The organism is Staphylococcus simiae (assembly GCF_002902085.1).
Classification (GTDB): domain Bacteria; phylum Bacillota; class Bacilli; order Staphylococcales; family Staphylococcaceae; genus Staphylococcus; species Staphylococcus simiae.
This window is the reverse complement of record NZ_PPQR01000074.1, coordinates 20,007-42,455: the sequence shown is the minus strand read 5'-3', so window position 1 is coordinate 42,455 and position 22,449 is coordinate 20,007. Positions and strand designations below refer to the sequence as shown.

The 22,449-nt window shown below is 31.8% G+C and carries 20 protein-coding genes and 1 pseudogene; 4 read left to right on the top strand and 17 right to left on the bottom strand.

What is annotated here, in order from left to right; all coding sequences use genetic code 11:
* Position 1: 1 nt before the first annotated feature.
* The 4 genes from CD113_RS09335 to CD113_RS09320 form a co-directional block, all read right to left on the bottom strand.
* A complete protein-coding gene (locus CD113_RS09335; protein ID WP_407070857.1) occupies positions 2-1,000 on the bottom strand; it encodes a LysM peptidoglycan-binding domain-containing protein in 999 nt (332 codons plus the stop codon).
* Positions 1,001-1,546: 546 nt separating this feature from the next.
* Entirely contained in the window at positions 1,547-2,389 is an 843-nt protein-coding gene (gene gmpC / locus CD113_RS09330; RefSeq protein WP_002461757.1) for a dipeptide ABC transporter glycylmethionine-binding lipoprotein, read from the bottom strand.
* A 31-nt stretch (positions 2,390-2,420) separates the two neighbouring features.
* Positions 2,421-3,080 carry a methionine ABC transporter permease gene (locus CD113_RS09325; RefSeq protein WP_002461756.1) on the bottom strand — a complete coding sequence of 220 codons (660 nt, stop codon included), beginning with the start codon at positions 3,078-3,080 and terminating at the stop codon, positions 2,421-2,423.
* The gene (locus CD113_RS09320) at positions 3,080-4,105 is read right to left on the bottom strand and encodes a methionine ABC transporter ATP-binding protein (protein ID WP_002461754.1); all 1,026 of its coding nucleotides are present in this window, start codon (positions 4,103-4,105) and stop codon (positions 3,080-3,082) included. The genes CD113_RS09325 and CD113_RS09320 overlap by 1 nt, the downstream gene beginning before the upstream one ends.
* A 233-nt stretch (positions 4,106-4,338) precedes the next feature.
* On the opposite strand from CD113_RS09320, the gene CD113_RS09315 reads away from it, so the two are divergent.
* Complete coding sequence (locus CD113_RS09315; protein ID WP_002461752.1) at positions 4,339-4,701, top strand: DUF4064 domain-containing protein; 363 nt, start codon at positions 4,339-4,341, stop codon at positions 4,699-4,701.
* Between the two features lie 318 nt (positions 4,702-5,019).
* On the opposite strand, the gene CD113_RS09310 is transcribed toward CD113_RS09315, so the two are convergent.
* Together CD113_RS09310 and CD113_RS09305 are read right to left on the bottom strand one after the other, a co-directional pair.
* The gene (locus CD113_RS09310; RefSeq protein WP_002461751.1) at positions 5,020-6,165 is read right to left on the bottom strand and encodes a bifunctional cystathionine gamma-lyase/homocysteine desulfhydrase; all 1,146 of its coding nucleotides are present in this window, start codon (positions 6,163-6,165) and stop codon (positions 5,020-5,022) included.
* Positions 6,166-6,167: 2 nt separating this feature from the next.
* Positions 6,168-7,067 (bottom strand): PLP-dependent cysteine synthase family protein, encoded by a 900-nt coding sequence (locus CD113_RS09305; RefSeq protein ID WP_002461750.1) that lies wholly within the window; start codon positions 7,065-7,067, stop codon positions 6,168-6,170.
* 322 nt (positions 7,068-7,389) lie between these two features.
* Here CD113_RS09305 and CD113_RS09300 point away from each other — a divergent pair, with 322 nt between their 5' ends.
* The gene (locus tag CD113_RS09300; protein WP_002461749.1) at positions 7,390-7,926 is read left to right on the top strand and encodes a pentapeptide repeat-containing protein; all 537 of its coding nucleotides are present in this window, start codon (positions 7,390-7,392) and stop codon (positions 7,924-7,926) included.
* A 385-nt stretch (positions 7,927-8,311) separates the two neighbouring features.
* Here CD113_RS09300 and CD113_RS09295 read toward each other — a convergent pair whose 3' ends face one another.
* The 3 genes from CD113_RS09295 to CD113_RS09285 all read right to left on the bottom strand — a co-directional run bounded on the left by CD113_RS09295 (position 8,312) and on the right by CD113_RS09285 (position 11,468).
* Positions 8,312-9,649, bottom strand: coding sequence for a sodium-dependent transporter (locus CD113_RS09295; protein WP_088177517.1), 1,338 nt, complete (start codon positions 9,647-9,649; stop codon positions 8,312-8,314).
* 375 nt (positions 9,650-10,024) lie between these two features.
* Complete coding sequence (locus tag CD113_RS09290) at positions 10,025-10,765, bottom strand: alpha/beta hydrolase (RefSeq protein WP_002465002.1); 741 nt, start codon at positions 10,763-10,765, stop codon at positions 10,025-10,027.
* A 28-nt stretch (positions 10,766-10,793) separates the two neighbouring features.
* Entirely contained in the window at positions 10,794-11,468 is a 675-nt protein-coding gene (locus CD113_RS09285) for a phosphatase PAP2 family protein (RefSeq protein ID WP_002465001.1), read from the bottom strand.
* Positions 11,469-11,691: 223 nt separating this feature from the next.
* Between CD113_RS09285 and CD113_RS09280 the strand changes: the two are divergent.
* Positions 11,692-11,949, top strand: a pseudogene (locus tag CD113_RS09280) (hypothetical protein); the annotation flags it as partial.
* 156 nt (positions 11,950-12,105) lie between these two features.
* Here CD113_RS09280 and CD113_RS09275 read toward each other — a convergent pair.
* The 4 genes from CD113_RS09275 to CD113_RS09260 all read right to left on the bottom strand — a co-directional run bounded on the left by CD113_RS09275 (position 12,106) and on the right by CD113_RS09260 (position 19,168).
* Positions 12,106-12,474, bottom strand: coding sequence for a DUF2294 domain-containing protein (locus CD113_RS09275; RefSeq protein WP_002465000.1), 369 nt, complete (start codon positions 12,472-12,474; stop codon positions 12,106-12,108).
* A 163-nt stretch (positions 12,475-12,637) separates the two neighbouring features.
* Positions 12,638-15,211 carry a DUF2309 domain-containing protein gene (locus CD113_RS09270; protein ID WP_002464999.1) on the bottom strand — a complete coding sequence of 858 codons (2,574 nt, stop codon included), beginning with the start codon at positions 15,209-15,211 and terminating at the stop codon, positions 12,638-12,640.
* 12 nt (positions 15,212-15,223) lie between these two features.
* Complete coding sequence (locus tag CD113_RS09265; RefSeq protein ID WP_095092568.1) at positions 15,224-16,708, bottom strand: NADH dehydrogenase subunit 5; 1,485 nt, start codon at positions 16,706-16,708, stop codon at positions 15,224-15,226.
* 1,257 nt (positions 16,709-17,965) lie between these two features.
* On the bottom strand, positions 17,966-19,168 hold the full coding sequence (locus CD113_RS09260) for a GTP-binding protein (RefSeq protein WP_002464997.1): 1,203 nt from the start codon (positions 19,166-19,168) through the stop codon (positions 17,966-17,968).
* A 165-nt stretch (positions 19,169-19,333) separates the two neighbouring features.
* Between CD113_RS09260 and CD113_RS09255 the strand changes: the two genes are divergently transcribed.
* Entirely contained in the window at positions 19,334-19,528 is a 195-nt protein-coding gene (locus tag CD113_RS09255) for a hypothetical protein (protein WP_002464996.1), read from the top strand.
* A 782-nt stretch (positions 19,529-20,310) separates the two neighbouring features.
* Here CD113_RS09255 and CD113_RS09250 read toward each other — a convergent pair.
* The 4 genes from CD113_RS09250 to CD113_RS09235 all read right to left on the bottom strand — a co-directional run bounded on the left by CD113_RS09250 (position 20,311) and on the right by CD113_RS09235 (position 22,375).
* Positions 20,311-20,601: a DUF3102 domain-containing protein gene (locus CD113_RS09250; protein WP_002464995.1), complete on the bottom strand. Its 291-nt coding sequence runs from the start codon at positions 20,599-20,601 to the stop codon at positions 20,311-20,313.
* A 74-nt stretch (positions 20,602-20,675) separates the two neighbouring features.
* On the bottom strand, positions 20,676-21,134 hold the full coding sequence (locus CD113_RS09245) for a GyrI-like domain-containing protein (RefSeq protein WP_002464994.1): 459 nt from the start codon (positions 21,132-21,134) through the stop codon (positions 20,676-20,678).
* A gap of 130 nt (positions 21,135-21,264) precedes the next feature.
* Entirely contained in the window at positions 21,265-21,873 is a 609-nt protein-coding gene (locus CD113_RS09240; RefSeq protein WP_002464993.1) for a hypothetical protein, read from the bottom strand.
* Positions 21,866-22,375, bottom strand: coding sequence for a Panacea domain-containing protein (locus tag CD113_RS09235; RefSeq protein ID WP_002464992.1), 510 nt, complete (start codon positions 22,373-22,375; stop codon positions 21,866-21,868). The genes CD113_RS09240 and CD113_RS09235 overlap by 8 nt, the downstream gene beginning before the upstream one ends.
* Between the last annotated feature and the right edge of the window lie 74 nt (positions 22,376-22,449).

The window sequence follows — 22,449 nt, the reverse complement described above, 5'->3', positions numbered from 1 at the left end:
ATTAATGAATATATTTATAATTGTTAACTTGGTATGCGGGAATTGTTCTATATGTCACAATTCCTGGTGCTGCTGAATAGTTCATTTCTGACACTAAAATACTACCATCAGAATTGACACGTTCAACAAACATAACATGACCATAATATCCTGCATCTGTTTGTGCAATTGATCCAACTGTTGCACGTCCATCAATAGTATAACCATCTGCTGCTGCTGCGTTATCCCAGTTATTAGCATTCCACCAATATGTACTAATTCCTTTACCAATTTGAGCACGACGATTAAACACATGATATGTACATTGACCCCATGTATATAAGTTTTGGTGATTAAATGATGGTGATTGATAGTTTCCACCATTTGATGCATTATTTCCAGTATTAGCAGTTGATGGACTAGCCGTACCACTTACTTTCAATTTTTGTCCTGGATAAATAAAGAAGTTATTTAAACCATTTAAACTCATTATCTTTTGGTATGTTGTACCATATTTTGAAGCAATCAATGATAATGAATCGCCTGCTTGTACTGTATATACTGAACTGCCTGCAGATGCTGCATTTCCTGTATTAGTAGTATTACTTGCTACACCGCTGACTTTTAATTTTTGTCCTGGATAAATAAAGAAGTTATTTAAACCATTTAAACTCATTATCTTTTGGTATGTTGTACCATATTTTGAAGCAATCAATGATAATGAATCACCTGCTTGTACTGTATATACTGAACCGCTTGCAGATGCTGCATTTCCTGTATTAGTAGTATTACTTGCTACACCGCTGACTTTTAATTTTTGTCCTGGATAAATAAAGAAGTTATTTAAACCATTTAAACTCATTATCTTTTGGTATGTTGTACCATATTTTGAAGCAATCAATGATAATGAATCACCTGCTTGTACTGTATATACTGAACTTGAATTAGAGCCATTTGATGATGTTGTCGTATTTGAAACACCTGTTGATCCAGATACCTTTAGTACTTGGTTAGGGAAGATAAGATTTGAAGTTAAACCATTTAAAGACTTTAACTTCGCAATCGAAATGCCATATTTATTAGAAATCGACCATACCGATTCACCACTTTTAACCGTATGTGTAGATGCTGCTTCTGCTTGCGTTGAAGCTATAGCTCCTATTGCACTTGTCCCAATAATAGCTGCAATTACTTTTTTCTGCACTTGAAATATCCTCCTCTTACTTAACTTACTGCTCTTTAAAATTTTTATACGTTTTTTATAATACTTCATCATTATACGCTTTTATTATGTATAGCACGTTGATTTTTGATGACATTAAGATTACAAATTAATAATCTATTTTGAAATGTCTTTATAAATACTTCTTTAAATTAATATAAATAATTAAATTTTACAATAACTAAATTATTACAATTTCATAAAATTTACACTTAATATGTTACATACCTTTTTATATAACTATTAAACTTGTAACAAGCAATAAACATCCAACAAGGTTATTAATGTTGCAATTTCTACCTTGTTGGATGTCAGTAATATAGTTATGTGATTTATTTTATATTGTTATTTAGCTAAATCTTTTTCTATAGCTTTAATTTCTTTAGCTGATAAGTTTACAGGTTTTTCTCCATCTTTAACATCTTGTTTTAATGCTTCTTGCGCTTCTTTAGAATGATACAAGTCAACAATTTTTTTGTATGTCTTATTATCCATATTTTTAGAGTTAACTGCTACAATATTAATGTATGGTTTAACAGCGTCTGAATTGGCATTTTCTAAATAAATCGGATCTTTTTTAGGATCTTTACCTGCTTTTGTAGCAACACCATTATTAATGACAGCAATATCTACATCTGATAGTGCACGTGCAGTTTGTTGTGCATCTACTGCTTTAATTTTTAAATGTTTAGGATTTGACGTAATATCTTTCGTTGTTCCTGATAAACCAAAGTCTTTTTTCAACTTAATTAATCCTGCTGATTCTAATAATTTTAATGCTCTCGCTTGGTTAGAAACATCATTAGGTACAACTACACTAGCGCCATCTTTAACATCTTTAATGTTTTTAATTTTATCTGAATATATACCTAATGGTGCCAATACTGTCGTACTTAGTGCTGATATTTCTGTACCTTTATGCGCTTTCTTATATTGATCTAAAAATGCAAAATGTTGGAAAGCATTCATATCTATATCGCCATCATTTAAAGCTTTATTCGGTAAATTATAATCAGAAAAATGCTTAATTTCTACATCTATATCATCTTTTTTAGCTAATTCTTTAACTTTCTCCCAAGCTTTTGTATCATTTGAAGCAACACCAATCGTTACCTTTTTATCATTATTACCTCCACATGCTGCTAATACTAATACTGCTAAAATGATAATTCCTAGTAATTTTTTCATATATTCTTCTCCTTTAAAGTGTATATTTTAATTAATGTCTTCTAACTAACCTTGCTAATATATTGCCTAATGTTTGAATCAGTTGAACTATAATAATTAGCACCACTACAGTAATAACTATCACAATCGTGTCAAAGCGTTGATAACCATATACGAGTGCTAAGTCACCGATACCGCCACCACCAACAGCTCCTGCCATAGCAGTACTACCAATCAATCCAATAATCGCTGTTGTTAAAGCTAAGATTAACGAACCCAGTGCTTCTGGTAATAAAAAATATCTAATAATCTGAAATGGTGATGCCCCCATTGCTTTGGCCGCTTCAATAATCCCTTCATCAACCTCTAATAATGAGTTTTCTACTAATCTTGCTATATATGGTGCAACATATACCGTCAATGGCACAATTGCTGCTGTTGTTCCTATTGAAGTACCAACAAGTAACTTGGTAAAAGGAACGATAGCTATAAGTAAAATTATGAAAGGTACTGACCTTAATATATTAATAATAGGATTGAGCAGCTGATGAATCACTTGATTCTCCCAAACACCATTCTTTCTAGTTACTACTAATAAAATACCTAACGGAATACCAATTAACGCACCAATCACTAGAGCTACAGGTACCATATATAATGTTTCATACAGTGCCTGCATTAATTGTGATGAATCTAAACTTGAACCAAACATTATTGCACCTCCTCATATTGAATATGTTGATTGTCAAAATATGTAATAACATCATCTTTTCTAAATTGCTGAGTATGAGTTAAGCGTAACCACATATAACAAACTATCTCACCTTGAATTTCAGACATCGAAGAGAACATAATATTAACTTTGACATGATAGTTTTCAATTAAGTCGTTAATAATCGGTAGTTCCATTTGTGTTGAATCAATAAATAATTTGAAATCACTGTAAGATTCAGTTTGCTTTGTGTTCCATTGCTCAAGTAATGATGGCGTTGGTTCTGTTTGAATCACCGTTGAGACAAAATTCTTAGCTGTTACCGTTGTAGGATGACTAAAAACATCTTTGACACTTCCTATCTCTACAACTTCTCCTTTTTCCATTACCGCAACACGATTACAAATCTGCTTAATCACACTCATTTCATGTGTAATCATCATAATTGTGACACCAAATTTACGATTAACTTTTTTCAACAATTCTAAAATTGATGCTGTAGTAGCTGGGTCTAACGCGCTAGTAGCTTCGTCACATAATAAAATTTTGGGATTCGTGACTAACGCTCTTGCTATGGCTACACGTTGCTTCTGACCACCAGATAATTCATCCGGATAATGATCTTTCTTGTCAGTCAAGCCAACAAAGTCTAAAATTTCCATCACTTTTTGTGTTATTTCTAATTTATTAACTTTACTTAAAATGAGTGGCATAGCTACATTTTTAAATACAGTTGCTGAATGTAATAAATTAAAATGCTGGAAAATCATACCAATATCTTTTTTCACTTGTCTTAATGCTTTGTCTGAATATTGATTAATATCATGTCCATCTACCATGACTTGTCCAGTCGAAACTGACTCTAGATGATTAACAAGTCTCACTAATGTACTTTTTCCTGCACCACTATATCCAATCACACCAAAGATATCATGATGATTAACAGTAAAGTTGACATCATTTAAAGCCTGTATCGTTCTACTTTTCTTACGATATGTTTTATTCACATGCTGAAACTGAATCATCGATTGTCCCCCTTCAGTAATCCCTACAAAAATGATAAGAATAACAGAATTATATGTGACTAAAATGTAAACGTCAATACAATTATCAAAATTTTCTAAAAACAAAGGCAAAAATAAATATGTTTATTCATTTTAAGTTTTTACACAATATTAATAATATTTTTAATATTTAGTATACCGATATTAATTGTTTTAGATTATAATAATAGTATTAATTTTTAAGGAGAAATGTTATGTCTGAAATTAACCAAAACAATACATATGTTAAACAAACAAGTCGCGTTGCCGAAATGGTACTAGGTATTATGGGAAGTATCTTTGGAATGCTTGGAGGCATTTTCGCTATGTTTTTTGGCAGTCTTGCTAGCTCTCTTGAAGCTGAAGGCGGAAATAGTGTTATAGGCCTAGGCGTGGCAGTTATTATAGTCTGTGTCATTACATTAATTTTAAGCTGTATTATCAATAAAAAACGTGTCTTAATGGGTACTTTATTAATTATTGGTGGTGTATTAAATATTGTTTTCATCAGCTTATTTGGTGTATTATCTGGCTTATTAATTATCGTGGCTGGTATTTTAGCTTTAATTCGTAAATAACATAATAAAAGCATTAGACATTGTTGAAATCAAACACATTTCTTCAATGACTAATGCTTTTATTTTAGATCCAAGTGAAAAAGCTAGAAAAAATTAATTCTATACTTAGTATGATGCATTTAACAGTACTTTTCTGGATGATAACATGTCGATAAATCAATGTTTTATCATCCTAGTCAGCTTTGCTGAAGTGAGTCGGGCTCGTCTTCAAAAATCCACATGCGGCTTATATATTAATGAACAAGATGGACTTCTACGAAATAAACCTTAAAAAATTGATTTATATTCCACTACTATACATTTTCAATATGTGATAACTTATTTTAAGGTATCTAATGCTGATTTTAAATCTTGAACTAAATCTTCAGTATCTTCTATACCTACTGAAATTCTGACTAATCCATCAGTAATACCTTCTTTAGCTCTGATATCTGCTGGAATTGATGCATGTGTCATTAATGCTGGTACTGAAATTAAACTTTCTACAGCGCCTAAACTTTCAGCTAACGTATAATATTCAGTTTCTCTAATGACTTGTTTGGCACTATCAGTATCTTTAACTTCAAAAGCAATAACGCCAGTATGCCCATCAGCTTGAGCAACATGAACATCATGATTCAAATGACTTTCAATACTTGGATGGAATACTTGTTGAACTGCTGGGTGTGCTTGTAGCATTGCAATAATGTCTGATACACTGCGATTAATTTGTTCCATACGTAAGCCTAATGTTTTCAGACCTCTAATTAAAAAGTAGCTATCTTGAGGCCCAAGAATTCCGCCTGTTGAGTTTGAAATAAAAGCTAATCTTTCAGCTAAATCATCATCAGATGTAGCAACTAGTCCTGCAACTAAATCACTGTGACCACCTAAATATTTTGTTGCTGAATGTAATACAATATCAATACCTAAATCTAAAGGATTTTGATAATAAGGTGTCATAAATGTATTATCAACAACAGAAATTAAATGATGTTGTTTAGCAATTTCAGCAGATTTTTTAATATCTGTAACACGTAATAATGGATTTGAAGGCGTTTCAATAAATAACATTTTAGTATTTTCTTTAATAGCTTGTTCAATATTATCCGTATTTGTTGTATCTACAAATTCTACCTCAATACCAAAACGTGTAAATACTTTAGTTAGTGCGCGGTATGTACCACCATAAACATCAGAATTTAAGATAACATGATCACCTTTATCTAGTAACATCACTACCGCACTAATTGCTGCGACACCTGAACTAAATGCGAAACCAAATTTACCATTTTCTAATGCTGCAATCACACTTTCTACAGAACTTCTTGTCGGATTAGCTGTTCGTGAATATTCATAACCTTGGCGTAAATCACCAATGTCATCTTGTAAATACGTACTTGTTTGATAAATAGGTGTCGTCACCGCTCCTGTAAAGTCGTCTGTTGTATGTCCACCATGAATCATTTTAGTTTTCTTTTTCATTATTATTTCGTCTCCTTATAATTAAATATCTGTTTTGACATGTATCTATCACTACCATCTGGAAATATGACAACGATTGTACCATGTGTCATATTCTCTTTTAACTCTAATGCACCTTGCAATGCTGCTCCAGAAGAGCTGCCGACTAACAAACCTTCTTTCATCGCTAATAATTTAACATTGTTAAAGGCATCTTTATCCTTAATAGTAAAAATACCATCAACCAATTGTCGTTTTAAAAATTGTGGCCATTTTTCAGAACCAATGCCTTCAGTGGCATGTGAATGTTTCGCTCCTCCATTTAAAATAGAGCCTTCTGGTTCCACTGCATAACATTGAACATCATAAGATTTCAAATACTGTGCCAAACCAGTAAAAGTCCCACCTGACCCAATTCCTGCAACGCAATAATCCATTTGAGGTACGGCATTAATTAATTGAGGTGCTAATGTATCATGATATGTTTGTGGATTACGTGCTGTTTCAAATTGGTTCATATAACATGCATCATATTGTTGCGCGTAAGCTTTAGCTTGTTGTTGTGCCCCAATCATTCCTTCATGCTGTGGTGTGCGACAAACATCCGCACCTAATGCTGTCATAATACTGATTTTTTCTTCTGAAAAGCCATATGGTGCAAATATTTTACATTGTAAACCGAAACGATTAGCAGCCATTGCCAGTCCTATACCAGTATTTCCTGCAGTAGCTTCTACAATCGTATCACCTTGTTGTATTTCTCCAGCTTCTAAAGCTGTCTCAACTAAGTACTTACCTAGGCGATCTTTAATACTACCACCAGGATTAAATTGTTCAAGTTTAGCGTAAATCTTGACGTTTTCATCACTAAAATACTCCAATAATACTAATGGCGTTTGCCCAATCAAGTCATATGCAATCATAGTTGATGTACACTGTTGACGAAGTTTAAATACAAATCGTTAACAGTATTAGACCTACTTTCTATTAAAATTCTAATTCTTACTTTTCAGATAAGAATTATAAATGATATTGCGCAATTTTGCAATTATCTAAATTTCTAAAATGATGTTCAATCTTATTTTCTGTATACAACGTTATAGCATGTTATGATATGGGTAATGATTGGTAATAGTGACATACTTATTTATCATTGTATGTTCTTAAGTGTTATAACATATCGTACGAGTGTAGCAAAATATCATTCTCTATAACGATTCATATTTAAATCATTGGAGGTTAATCATGGCACAAAAAGATTTGTCTTTGTCAGTATTTACAAATGACTCATATAAAAGACTTAAACATCATGCTACGAATTTTAGAAATTCCATGTATGACGACTTAGAAGTTATCAAAAGTAGCTTTAAAAATTGTAATTTTAACGAAGGTGTCTTTAAAAATATTAAACAAGTCACTCAAAATAAATTCAGTAGTTGTGATTGTGATGATACTATTTTTGATAATGTCACTTTCGATAATAATATGTTCAAACATATTAATTTTCAAAATACAACATTCGATGACTGTACCATGACTGATGATACCTTGACCAAAGTCAATTTCAATGGAACGGTAATCAGGCATTTAAACATCACAAATGTTACATTTAAAAATGTTCTATTCAATAACGTCGATATTACAAATACGTTATTTGACAATGTTACATTTAAAAATTGCACATTCAGCAATGTCACAATTAATCAGTCAATCTTGTCAGATAAACTAGTTAAAGCACTAACTAAACAAGGTGTGCTTATTACTAATACAGCAAATCAATAAATCATATCAAAAAAAGCATTTGATACAACTGTTCGTTGGTGTCCATCACGACCACCATACACTAACAAACTGTATCAAATGCTTTTTATTAATTAAGGTTCTCTCCTAAATTGGACTGATACATAATTATTTTTTTAGCCTCGCTATGCCCAACCTGCATTGCATGAAAAAACTGGATAACCAGTTTTTTTGTGTTGGGTCCCTTCCTAGGGTGCTGTCTCAGCCTGTAGTCTTCGACTAGCACTGCTACCCAACTTGCATTTCTTGTAGAAACTGTTTCACAGTTTCTCTGTGTTGGGTCCCTACCTCAGGAGTCTCGGCTTGAAAATAATTTATATTTTAAATTATTCACTTTTTATTTATCAGTCCTGAAAAATAGAGAACCTTAATTAAATAATTGTAAGATAAATACCAATACGATGACAACTGGCATAACAAATTTTATTAAATAGTACCATAATGAGAATAATTTAAACCGGTCTTTGCCAAAACTTTGTTGCAACGCATTTTTATTTAGTAATTGCCCAACAACAAGTGTCGTTCCTAATGCACCTAGTGGCATAAGTATATTCGATACTACAAAATCCATATTATCAAAAATGGTACCTGCACCAAATTTGAAATCTTTCAATATGCCGAATGATAATGTGGCTGGCACACTGATGATGAACACTAAAACACTAGCTATTAATGCTACTTTTCGACGTTTTGAATTATCATTTTTAGTAAAGTTAGAGACGTTCAATTCTAATAATGAAATTGAAGATGTTAAAGCAGCAAATAAGAATAATACTAAAAAGATTAAATAAAATAATGAACCCATATGCATTTGACTAAATACTAATGGTAGAACTTTGAAGAGCAAACCAGGTCCTTCTTGTGGTTGATAACCAAATGTGTTTAATGCTGGGAAAATTGCTAATCCTGCTAATACAGAAACTAATATATTCATTAACACAATGGCAATCGCAGATGATTTAATTGTCATTTCTTTAGAGGCATAACTAGCATAAGTAATCATCCCCGTTGTACCTAATGATAAAGTGAAAAATGATTGTCCTAAAGCAAATAAAATACCTTCACCACTAATATCTTCGACGCGTGGCTGTAATAAAAATTTCAAACCATTTATAGCACCATCTAAAGTCAAAGATTTAGTTACAATAATGATGAGGAAAATAAATAACAATGGCATCATCACTTTAGATGCTTTCTCTAATCCTTTTTCAACACCTAACATAACAATAATCATCGTCAATAAAATAAAAACACTTTGTCCTATAACTGTTAACCACGGATTTGTAATAATAGCTTCAAAACGAATATCTTGAAGGTGCATCGTACTATTTAACTGTGCAATTTGGCCAAGCACATAAGCAATATATATAACGATCCAACCACCTATCACACTATAAAATCCAAATAAAATAAAGACAGCTAAATTACCATTCCAACCAATAATATTTAGCCATTTCTTACCTGTAAGCTTACTATATATTTGTGTTGTATACGTTCTACCCATTTTACCAACAGTGAATTCCATAATTAATAATGGTAGTCCTACAAATATTGTAAAGATTAAGAACATAGCTAAAAATGCACCACCACCATATATACCTGCCATATATGGAAATTTCCACATTGCTCCAAGTCCTATTGCTGATCCAGCACTAGCTAAAATAAAGCCAGTTGATGATTTCCATTGTGATTGCTTACCCAATATTCACATCTCCTTTAAGGCGTTAAAGCGTCTACGTGTTTAAGTAATACTCTATCACTTATGCAAATAACATGCAATACTACATTCAAAACGCTTTATTAATATGAATTATTGTCACATATCCTTATGTCAAACTTAGGATGATTAACTCCGTATATTTATCAAATGATACCTTCAATAGTTGTTACTTTAGTGAGCAGTAGTTCTAGTTAAAACAGGATGTTGATTTAAAGCATATGACAAAACCATTCATTGTGCACTTTCAATTTTAATATCATCATTTTTGATGCTGTCGAAAAAAATTAAATTTCGACATAAAAATAGAGAGCAAGATGAGCAATTAAATCAAAAAATTATCGCTATCCTACTCTCTTGACTTTATTTAGTTAAGCGTTTTGTTAAAAATTGAATAACACTCGCTTCTAAAATATCTCTACCTTCACCATGTGTCATCAAATGATTGGAATCTGGCAAGCCTGTTAACAACTTATCTGTTGAACTTAAATGATGATAAATATATTCAGCACTATCTTTGTATGACAATGCATCTTTACCACCATAAAGAATATGAGCTGCACAATATATGTCATCTAAATGACTCATAATCCTATCAATAAATTGTTGGAATTTGAGTAACTCTTGTTCATAATTTGTGATTGATGATAATTGTTGTTTGATTTCAACCTCATCAACACCTAAAATTTGTCCCATTCTATTACAATAATTGAATAAATGTTGTACCAAACCTTCGTTACTCTTTTCTTTAGGTGCTGACATGACGACGATGTTTGCTAACTCATACGTTTCAGCTAATTTTAATGTCATCAAACCACCGAGAGATACACCTATCGCACTAATAGATTGATAACCTTGCTGTCTCAAAAAATGATATGCACGTTCAACTTCGTGCCACCAATCATCAATACCATAGGACATAAAAGATGGTAACTGTAGACCATGTCCTGGATAATTCGGTAAATAGCAGCTATAGCCTAGTTTATTCAATTCAGTTGCTAAATGTTTAACATCCCTATTCGTTCCAGTAAATGAATGAAGCAGTAATATTGCATAATCATTATTTCCAGACAGATATACAGGATTGGGCGTTTTAATTTTCATGTCATATCTCCTTGATAAAAGTTCTACATTATAAATGTTTACGACGATGGTAAATGAAATAAGGGTATACAGCTAAGAATAAGGCAACCCACAATACGGCCAATGATGATCCCGCTAAGACATCTGTAACATAATGTGCATGAAAATAAACACGACAAAATAGTATACTTAGCCAAATCAAGCCCATGATGATACCACTCAAGACTTTGGTAGATAATTTTGTTGCAAGTGAAATAATAACGACCATTAAACTTAAATATAATAATGTACTGGCATTAGAATGACCACTTGGAAATGAAAAACCAGTATCGACAGATAAATGATTATAAGGTCTCACACGTTCAACAGTATCCTTAATCAATTTGTTAATGATGACACCAGACACTAACACAGACATAAACCAAAAAGCTAAATGTCGTTGTTTAATGAAGAGTACAATGGTAACGATGATAGCCACTATGATGACGCCTTTAACATCACCTAGTTCTGCACAAAAGGTCATATAGTAATTAAAGATATTTCCTACAAATCGTCTTTGCGGCTCACCTAAATGTTCTGTCATCCAAGTCAGTGATCCCATATCGATACTTTTAAAAAATGTTTGTTTTGTTACAACACTATAAAATACACCAACAAAGCCAGCCAACGCTATTAAAAATAGTGGTACGGTTACTTTTGGTGACGTTAATCTTGAATCAATCATATAGTTCTCCTTTATTATATAGTTTATAATTTAATTTTTTCTTATCTTCTCTATAGTCATTATCACTATATAACTATCATTTAAAAAGCTCAATGATTTGTCTAAATTACAAAATAAAAAACTTAAATTTATAATTATAATGCATAATGCAAATAAAAACATGTATAATTGACTACAACAATTATTAAATCACGAAAAATTCCAATACTTTAAATTAATTTAGAAAGGGGTAGCGCTTATCAATAAGATTATTTTAGTTTATTTAGCCTTAATTATCACACTCATAAGATTCTTTACCCCCATTCACCCATCATTTGAACACTTGATTTATTGGATATTCGTACTGTATTGTATTCCAATCATTTTGTGCATTATCGGATTTAAAGCAGAAAAATTAATTGCCATAATGGTTATCATACCCAATTTTCTAGGGATTAGTTATCGTTTATATGCTTATATTGTTAATGTCTTATTATTGTAAGATCAAAACGATGCCTCAGAACACTAAAAAACCGTATATGCTTCAGTTTGTACTAAGATCATCACATCACAAACAATGTCAAATGAGCTTAAAACGCAACATACATTAAATAAGGCTGAAACAATTCAAATGTCCCAGCCTCAAATGATCCTATTGCTATTTATGACTTAATTTTTCAAGATTATCTTCAAGCTTAAAAACAATAATACGTTCTCCTGTTTCAGTACTCAAATCACTATGCAAACTGATCACTTTAACTCCTGTAATATTTACAATAATTTGTTTTAAATCCTGTTCACCAGATTCCACTAACTCTGAACGCGTTCGTTTAATATTAAGCAAACCTTCATTTGTTTCACATACTCGATATTCAGCTGGTGTCAGTATACCTTGTAAACTAATAATCACCATATCTCTTAAAATATCTGATTTAACCGATAGTGATCCTCTACCAAGAAAATCTTTTTCCCACTGTGTAATTGATTTACTAATTTGGGCTTCTAATTCACCTTTAGTCATCTTCATTCATCTTACTCCAATAAACTTTAAATTAATTACTTTGTCGCTAGTTATTTAACGTATATATTATATAGTCGTCATAGCTACAATTAACTATAGTTTATCATTATTTCATCTATTTAAATACTTAGAGCGTCATATTAGCTTTTGACATTTCATGACTTAAACATTACCAATCTTTATACTTACCTTCATCATCGATACTAGCTAGACGTACCCAATGATGTTTAACTTTTCTAGCAAAATGTGCATTGCCCTGTAATAATCGTTTCACAGCAAAGTCAGGTGCCTGAATAACAATAAGTAATCGATTAGGAGAATGATACATTTGATTGTCACTTGCCATCACAGATTGCCATGGTAAACCGTACATTAAATCACTCGCATTACCTTGCATAACGCCGACACCAGAAGTCACAGATTGCGTTCTTTTGTTACCACTGCCATAAAAATGCGGTGCTACTGTTGAAGCATAGTATTGTAAATTAATCCATTGTGCTACTAAAGCAGGGCCAGAAATAATTGTATTTAACAGCGTACCATCACTATCTTTGTGCCAATCATAATCATGCAAAAATGCCCGTCCTTCTAAGTTGATATGTTTGGTTAACTGACGTTTACCTATAATAAACGTATTATTATTAGCTAATCCCCATTCTGGACGAATTTCACTCCAATCCGTCGCAAAACGGTGCGCTTCGGCTACAGGATGATAATGGTCATCCACTGTCGGTAATAATGACAAACGTTCTTTATTCGCTTCATATGAAATTTGTGGTAAAGCTGCAACTAATGTATTGTATGCATCTTGTGCTGCAGGTGATAACGTTTCAGGAAGATAAATAAAATCCAGTGTATCTGTTGAAGTAAGGTGTTCAGCAGCTGCAAATACTGTATCTTGTGGTATATCAATCTTATACGCTTTCAGACCTTGTCGAACATTCGTAGAATTACACATCATTGCTAATAATTTCGCATTAAAGCCACTTGAGGCACCTCCACATGCACCACACTCTAATGATGACTGATATGGATTGTTATGGGATTGACTACCATGTCCACCAAAGACAACGAGTGGCGCAAAATCATCAGTCAAATCCATTAATTTTAATGCTTGTAAAGTAAAATCAACTTGTTCTTGTTCTGTAAAACCAATAGGTAAATCTGATTTATGCTCATATCTTCTATTAATAGTTAAATTTGTTTGTGGTTTTTTTAACCACTTACGCTTAAAGTATTGTAACGTTTGTTGTCCTTTTTTAGGAAGCAATGTATTCACAATCGTATTAATACTTAAAATTGGTCCACTTAATTCAGGTAATAATAGACTCGGTAAGACATTATGTTTCATCAGTTTAAATGTATAAAATAAAGACGATATAGTACTTTGTCTTTGTTGATAAACTTTAACCTCATTTCGATCTGCATATTCTTTAATCTTATATGCGGGTGTCACCATTACCGGTAATGAATTATGTGTAAACTGTTCATCAAGCACTTCTTTTTGAATTGGAAGTCCAAAGAACCCTGCAATTCCTAATGTTTCAAAAGGACCATGTGCCTCAATATGTCGTCTAAACGGTTCTGAACGCACATCAATACAAAATGCCAATTGTACTTTAGTATCTATAGTAGTATCTTTCACTATATTGTTACGCTGTAATTTAGTCATCAGTTGTTGTTCAGCTGTTTTTTCCCATGCCGTTAACCACTTGTTTTTAAAAAAATTACGATTATAATGTTGTGCAAAACGAATGCGCTCACGTTGTGCTCTAATTGTGAGTGTTTGCCATTCTTCAAAAGTTATATCAGTATAGTAACACCAAGCCTCTATCGCTTGTTTTATATCATGTTCAAATGAACTACTGAACAAGTTTGCTGGCTTGTTATTAGTGAAATTAACTAACAATAATTCATTTATTAAGCGAATCGCTAAATAGTCCGTTAATAAATAACGTTCAAAATGATGTTGTTGGGCACGATAGTAAAGCATCCCAGCCCATCCTGGTAAAGCTAATAAATGCCCTTCTAAATATGCTTGCACATTGTGTTCTACAATATTTAGCTGTGACAAAGCATATTGAACCGCTTCAGTTGCATGCTTTGGCAGTTCTTTAATAACTTGACGTTGTAGTTTCGACAAGCTGCGGTCATGTTGTGCTAAATGTACCCACGCATGGTAAAAACTCTGTTCTCTTTTAGGCATTGTCCAACTTGATAAAAATTGGTCAACATATAATTTAGACCATTTAATCATCTGTTTGTTCAACTGCTCACTTAATAACTTTCCATTATCATCTATCAAGTAATCGCTTTTAGGGCGAATCACTTCATTCCATTCTCCTAATTTTACATCAATTTTCGTTCGATTAAGGTAATCTATGAACTCAGATTTAGTAATCAAAGATTGAGGGATGTCAGATAATACTTGGTGATTTGCTATATATGTTGTCATTGCTTGTTGCGGAATCTGATAGTCACTATACATGACATCATTATCAATTTGTTTATCTACGAATGACGTATCTATTTGATGTTGTTCAATAGCCTGATGTATAAAACCAGCACTAGGATAAATATCGATATCCCTTACTTTTTGTAACCATTCTGCCACCTGTTCAAATGTCTCTGTTTCCAAGCCTTCCCATGGATTACGTGCAGCAAATATTGATATAGGTGATAAAGGTGTAATCACTCGTTTCGCATTATCAACGACTTCATTTATATTCTCTTGTGTTGTCATTCCTTTCACCTCTTATAAATATTTTTTTAAATATTCAGGATGACTTTCAATTGCTTGAGGTCTAGCTTCACCTAAATTAACTAACCATAAATAGAGAATGGCAAATGCAGTTGAATATCTACGATGTGCAACCCAAATACTTAATAAACTACCACAAACTAGTATGCTAATGCTAATAACGACTGCTATTAAAGGCGCATGTGCTCTATGAACAGTGATTGTTTGTAACACACTATTAAAATAATGATGTGTAATGATATACATCATTGCGATTAAAGCAATCAATACGATACCAATACTACGACCTAATTTCCCCTTGCTAAATGCTACCAATTGATTCCATGAAACCATCAACGACCACGCTAATATTAATGCACTAATAAGTTCATAAGCGTGTTGCTCACTTGCCAACCAAAATAATACTGCCACAATTATTGCTAAAGCTCTGCCAATCATTAACCATCCATATGTATCTTTAGCTGACTTTTGAGAAGGAATATTAAATCGTTTGACAATTGAACCAGATTGTAGAAATAGCGTTGCTTTAAAAATACCATGTAAGATTAAATGAATAATCGCTGCTGAATATACACCTAACGCACATTGAACTAACATAAAGCCCATTTGACTCATCGTTGACCCTACTAATTGTCTTTTATAGTCAACTTGGACCAAACTAATACCCGAACCGAGTAAGACTGATATACTAGCAATAATAAGTAATAACGATAATGCAATTGCATGATCAAAGATAGGTGAAAACCTAGTCAAAATAACGCCACCAGCATTGACAATACCCGCATGCATAATAGCCGATACAGGCGTTGGTGCAACAACAGATTCAATCAACCATTTTTGAAATGGAAATTGTGCTGCTGGAATAATTACTGCAATTACTAGTAATAAATCAACTACTAAATCCAGTGTTGGATTTGTTATTTGATTGGGTACTGTCCATTGTCCTGTCACACTATAAATCACTATGACCGCTAACACTAAAGCTAACCATCCTACTATAAATGTCATCGCAGAAATCTTAGCAGATTCACGGGGAACCTTCCAATGACGATTAACATTAATCAATAACGTTAACGATAGTAGCGTTAATCCCCAGAATAACGTCATCAAACGTAAGTCCTGAGATAACCAAGCCATTGATGCAAACGTAGTGATTAATGTGAATAATGGGAAATATTGGCGATAATGGTGGTCACCTAATAAATAACGCATGGAAAATTTTTGAATAATAAAACCTAATGCCATGACAAAACTAGCCAATAACCAAGATAATCTATCTAATTTAAATGGCCCGACAACCATATGTTGATGTTCTGTTAAAAATGCCCATAATGCGATGATAATAGGCAAAAATATGATGATTAGATGTGTCTTAATGAATTTAATTGGCATTAATGGTATTAAAAATAGTACGCCACTTAATGCTGCACATATTAACGTTATGAAAAAAATAGTTAATAATACTTGTTCACTAATCATTGCCGACCTCCTTAATAAATTTAATAACTTATATTTGATATAAATAAAAACCTACAATCGTCAATTTGTGCATACTTGCAGAAAATTGACGGTTGCAGGTTTCATATTAACTAGATATTCACGTCATTGTTAAGCTATTAAATAGCTTAGGTGTATATGATTGAATTCTTTTTAATGATGCTACTGTGCATTGGTTTATGTATGTTGTGTCTATACTTTCAACGCATAGATAGCTATCAAACGTTGCTCGTATATGACCTAACACATTCATTTTAAAATTTAAACGTATAAATAAAAATATAGTGAATGTCAGTGCTAATGTCAAATCCTAATGCTAGTTTTCAATTAATATGCAATACTTAAGGACAATCGAGACAGTTGAGCACTAATGACCGTTAATAAATACAACTTTAACAACAGCTATGCCATAAATGATATAAGTTAGGGATTATTAGCCATATACACAATTAAATAACGTACAATAAAGTTACTTCAAAGCAAACAGAACTTTTTATTAAGCATCGTTGATATCTTAATAAAGTTATCTATTGCTTTATTGAAGTATTCGCTGATAAAGCGTTTTGGTATACCAACAACTCATCATACATAACTTACGTTAGGAGGCTATTATCATGGAAATCTTCACTACAATAGTTAAAATCATCAAAAAAGTTATTGATATTTTTGTAAAATAATAGCACTATAAGCCATTAAAATTAATCCACATACATTTCTAATCATTAACATTAGAGGCTGGGACATATATGTTCCAGTCTTTTCTTTTTTCATGTGACGAACTGTTACTCTTAAATTGACAACTCGACACGTAAAAAATAGAGATCGGAATGTCACTTCGTAAAGTGTACCGACCTCTATATGGATAAAATGACATTTCTGTTACTTTTAACTTAGCATATTTTAAGCTTGTTAGAAATAGAATTTTTATGACATTATAGTAACAATTTCATTCAGTATAGTCACCTACTGTACGTTTATTTTGAGCTCAAGACAAAATGTATTATATGTTTAATTTTAAATATTTAGCAATTACATCCTATTCTGTAAGATGTTAATCCATCAATATCTGATAATGCTAGTCAAACTTGCCATGATGGTTGGAATCCATTATTAAAAATTCACTTGTAGATGTTACATTAATATGCAAGACAGTTATCTATGGCATAGATTTTTTGGTGGGGTTCATTTTCGCCCCACTCTCAGCCTATTCCCTTTACCATTTTATATTCATAGTATATTTTAACGTGAAGGTTTAATTTGCCAATGGTATGGATCTTCAAATTGGTTCCAATCTGCATCAATTTCTTGTGTATTAATTAAACATTGATCAAGTTCATGTATAATTTGCTGTTGCTCCAAATCAGTGCCGATAATAACGAACTGCGTATGTCGGTCACCGTATTCAAGATCCCATTCAGCTGCCACATCTTCACGTTGCTCTAAAATTTGTAACTGTCTAACTTCTGGCATACTAGCAACCCAATATGTTACCGGATGTATATTGCATGAAGAACCAGCTTGTGACAATAAGCAAGCTACATCATTGTATTGAGCTAACCATACAATACCTTTTGCTCTTACAATATTTTCCGGCAAATGATCTAGCCATTGATTAAACCTAGCTGCATGAAATGGCAAACGTCGTTTATAGACAAATGAGGAAATACCATACTCTTCTGTTTCTGGTGTATGTTCAGCGTGACCACCTTGTTCTAATTCTTTAATCCACCCTGCAGACTCACTCGCTTTGTCAAAATCAAATAATTGTGTATTTAAGACATCCTGTAAATCTACTTGTGCATTCATAGTTTTAATTATCTTGGCACTTGGTTGCAATGCAACTAACATTTTTTCCAATTGCTTCAGTTCATCTTCATTAATTAAATCAATCTTGTTAATAATTAAGACATCACAAAATTCTACTTGATCAATCAATAAGTCAGCTATCGTACGTTCATCTGTTTGATTTACACTTTGGTTTCTATCCATCAATAAGTCTTCGGATTTAATATCATTGACGAAGCGGTTAGCATCTACTACTGTAACCATCGTATCTAAGCGGCAAATGGCGGTTAAATCTATACCTAGTTCATCATCTATGTATGAAAATGTTTGTGCTACAGGTACTGGTTCGGATATTCCAGTCGATTCAATAACAATTTGATCGATACCACCCTTGTTGACTAATCTTTCTACTTCTTTTAATAAATCATCTCTTAAAGTACAGCAAATGCACCCATTTGATAATTCTACTAACTTTTCATCAGTGCGAGATAATCCTCCACCTTCCGCTACTAAATCTTTATCAATATTTACTTCACTCATATCATTAACAATTACTGCAATACGTCTGCCTTCTCTATTTTGTAAAATATGATTTAATAATGTCGTCTTTCCTGATCCTAAATAGCCACTTAATACAGTAACTGGAATTTTAGCCATAATAACCTCTCTTTTTTAAATAGTAATAATTACGTTTTACAGTATATAAGAATAACTCCTATTTAGCAATGTGAGATTAGTATTTTTAGCAATTAATTATACTTTATTGTTTTTTGATTTATAATATATGTAAAGACATGAATTCGTGAAGGGTGTGATATTACTATGTTAGTCGTCATCATTATTCTTTATGTTATTGGTATCAGCTTAATCGTATTAAGTATTTTCGGCTCAAAAACGGAAGGTTTAACGACAAGACATACACTTTATACATTTGGTAGTGCTATCATCGTTATTGCTATATTTATGTCTATTGGCTACGTTATACAATATTTGACCTCTGTGTTATATAGCATGTAACACCAATACTTTTATTCATATATTTTACGTTATTGCTATAAAGCATCTTCTTTTAAATCTTTTTAATGTTTGTGATGGGAAGTGAGACAGAAATAAATTTTATCAATAATTGATTTCGTAATCCCACCCTAGCCAGACTGTCTGGTTTTCAACTGTTGTCTCATTGATAACTCTTCTTTATCTTTTAAAGTTACAAAAGCAGTGAATTGTTATATTTAAGATAGTGCATGCAGAAAGCCCCCTGTACCATCAACTGATACAGGAGGCTTTGTTGTTTTATATTATTATTCCCACTCAATGAAAATTAACTTTCTCATGATTTGATAACACTTATGAACAGTTGATAAATCAGTATTTACGTATAATTGTAATTTTTATCAAATTACAACATTTTAAAATTTACGTATTCAAATACGTATTCATTCCCGTATGCGTGAGATAATTTATATAATAGAAAAATATATACCCATTAATAATCAAATATATTATCAAGAGAGGTAATGAATAAGAAAAAATAATGTTGTATAGGCGTTCATAAGCAATTCGTGTTAATTTTCTATTCATAATCTTCCACTCTCCCCTTCAGCTTCAAAACTTCGCCTTTTTGCCCTTAAATTTAATATTACAACAGTATTATCTTCAAAGCTCAAAATTGAGCCTTGCAATCTTTTTTATACATCTAATACATTAAATTTTGTAGTAATATGTAGTATATTCTTTATGCAACTTTTAAATTACTCAATACACTTCAAACACTTGATACACCTTACTTCAAACTCTTTTTAAAACTCCTGAAATGTTGCATAAATTGATATAGTGATATGCTCTTTTTCTCTATCTTCTTCAGGCAACGTCGCGATCATATACATTGCGCTCAGGCCTATTTGATTCCACGTGGAATCATCTGAAAACTCCTCGCTTACTTTTATAAATTTAGTCGCTTGAGTTCTATTTAAATTTACTGATTTTAACCAGCTTGACCACTCACCATGTGCTAGGTCATTTTCTTTAACGTGCTTTAATCTTCGTCCTATTTTGAAAATGGATTGACCAGCGAGTTGGTCGTATTTCATGCAGTTATATTTACACTTTAAACACATAGTTACATAAGAATTAAACTCAATGCAACACAGAACGTTTCTCAGCGTTAAAAAACTGGTATTAATATTTCACAACACTTATCTTTTCCCAATTCTTCCTTATAACGCTCTAATATAGGTTCACTTTTAACTTTCAAACGATTGTTATCTAGAATATTTGGTAAATTAGAATAGAAGTCTTTCACGTCTTTTGTTGTATGAGGAATTGCAAAAACTATATATTTCCCTCCCACAAAACTTCTAGAGTTTATAAAATCGTTTATCTTTACATCTTCGTCTATTTTTAAAACTAAATCATATCTACATGATTCTTCTTCGACAATTTTCGGATCATCTAATGCTACACCTAATATTCCGTTAGTTTCAACATATCTCCAATAATTATTTGCTTTAATCCACTCTTTAAATTTCATCATCATTTCATAATTCTTATTACTACCATATTTACCTTTATTTCTAACAAAAACCACATTACAATCGTCTAAAACTTCGATTTTATAATTCATTTTAGCACCTCCAACAACAGGCTAACCCGAGTTAAAATTTATTACAATATGTATTTTAAAATGCCTTTATAAACAAAAAAACGCCACTTATAAGTGACGTTCATAATAAATTATTCATCTTATCTGTATGCTACTTAATAAAATATCGACTAATACAATGTTTTTTGCTATTAGTGACTGCGTTAAAGGTTGTAGCCATCATTTCTTCTTTGTTCATTTTACCATGCCTACTCGGTAAAACTAAATGTTGAGGATCAACACAAACTATTTTAACATCATTATCATTCATATCGTAATACCAATATACTCTTAGTCCCTCTTGAACATCAAGCAACCCTTTAATATCTGTTTTCATTAAACCATTTATATTACCAATATCTTGTTGAGTGTATAAAGACAAAATTGATAGCATTCTTTTATTGTATCTTATATTCGTAGCTTCATCGGTATTATTTTTAACTATGCTTATATTTTCACTGAAACGAGTTATAGCATTTATTTGCTTTTGTTGTTTATCATCAGAAATGAAATTAGTGAATTTCAAATTATTATTCTGTTTTGAATACTTTACTTCTTCATTAAAAAAAACAACTTCTTTTACTTCAGCATTTTTTAAATCCATTTCTACTTTATCTGTTTCAAATTCATTTCTGGTTGGTAAAAAATCTTTATTAACAATTTCAATATGAACGTTCTTTTTATTCTTTTTTGAATTAACATCACTATTAAAACTAGGCATTTACTAACTCTATATATTCATTAATAATTCCATCATTTTTCATAACTTCTTGCTGAGTAATGTTATTTTTCCACTCTTCATCTTCATGAGAACGTTCTACTAAACCAAAATCACTAATTTTTAAAGTACTTCTAATAATTTCTCTCAAATATTCTGTGATTTCTTGTTGCATTGTTTTGTCTTCTATTTCAAAATTGCTCATTGAAAAGTCTATATCATTATAATCAAGACTATGTTTATTGTTCATATACACCTCTCGAATAACAGGACCGTATTGCCATGCTTCAAATTTGGCATCAAATAGATATTCAGGTAAGTTCAAACTTTCATTTTGCGAAACTTCATATTCTTTACTTTTATATAGTTGCCCATAAGAAGCACCGTAATACGCAAATAAAAAGTATAACGTTTTTTGTAGTCTTAAAGGAGAAATATTTTCTATTTCTTCTTTCATTAAAGCAATTATATTTTCGACTGTTGTCAGATATTTTTTTTCAGTCATGATAAACTCCTCCTTTATCAACACATCACTTTTACATAAAAATAACAGCGCTTAAAACGCTGTCACCGTATCAT

Coding starts and splice junctions, on each gene's coding strand:
- CD113_RS09320 (WP_002461754.1), bottom strand. CDS start 4,105: ATGATTCAGTTTCAGCATGTGAATAAAACATATCGTAAGAAAAGTAGA.
- CD113_RS09310 (WP_002461751.1), bottom strand. CDS start 6,165: ATGAAAAAGAAAACTAAAATGATTCATGGTGGACATACAACAGACGAC.
- CD113_RS09305 (WP_002461750.1), bottom strand. CDS start 7,067: ATGATTGCATATGACTTGATTGGGCAAACGCCATTAGTATTATTGGAG.
- CD113_RS09300 (WP_002461749.1), top strand. CDS start 7,390: ATGGCACAAAAAGATTTGTCTTTGTCAGTATTTACAAATGACTCATAT.
- CD113_RS09240 (WP_002464993.1), bottom strand. CDS start 21,873: ATGCCTAGTTTTAATAGTGATGTTAATTCAAAAAAGAATAAAAAGAAC.
- CD113_RS09275 (WP_002465000.1), bottom strand. CDS start 12,474: ATGAAGATGACTAAAGGTGAATTAGAAGCCCAAATTAGTAAATCAATT.
- CD113_RS09285 (WP_002465001.1), bottom strand. CDS start 11,468: ATGATTGATTCAAGATTAACGTCACCAAAAGTAACCGTACCACTATTT.
- CD113_RS09325 (WP_002461756.1), bottom strand. CDS start 3,080: ATGTTTGGTTCAAGTTTAGATTCATCACAATTAATGCAGGCACTGTAT.
- CD113_RS09250 (WP_002464995.1), bottom strand. CDS start 20,601: ATGAAATACGACCAACTCGCTGGTCAATCCATTTTCAAAATAGGACGA.
- CD113_RS09260 (WP_002464997.1), bottom strand. CDS start 19,168: ATGGCTAAAATTCCAGTTACTGTATTAAGTGGCTATTTAGGATCAGGA.
- CD113_RS09235 (WP_002464992.1), bottom strand. CDS start 22,375: ATGACTGAAAAAAAATATCTGACAACAGTCGAAAATATAATTGCTTTA.
- gmpC (WP_002461757.1), bottom strand. CDS start 2,389: ATGAAAAAATTACTAGGAATTATCATTTTAGCAGTATTAGTATTAGCA.
- CD113_RS09265 (WP_095092568.1), bottom strand. CDS start 16,708: ATGATTAGTGAACAAGTATTATTAACTATTTTTTTCATAACGTTAATA.
- CD113_RS09255 (WP_002464996.1), top strand. CDS start 19,334: ATGTTAGTCGTCATCATTATTCTTTATGTTATTGGTATCAGCTTAATC.
- CD113_RS09315 (WP_002461752.1), top strand. CDS start 4,339: ATGTCTGAAATTAACCAAAACAATACATATGTTAAACAAACAAGTCGC.
- CD113_RS09270 (WP_002464999.1), bottom strand. CDS start 15,211: ATGACAACACAAGAGAATATAAATGAAGTCGTTGATAATGCGAAACGA.
- CD113_RS09290 (WP_002465002.1), bottom strand. CDS start 10,765: ATGAAAATTAAAACGCCCAATCCTGTATATCTGTCTGGAAATAATGAT.
- CD113_RS09245 (WP_002464994.1), bottom strand. CDS start 21,134: ATGAATTATAAAATCGAAGTTTTAGACGATTGTAATGTGGTTTTTGTT.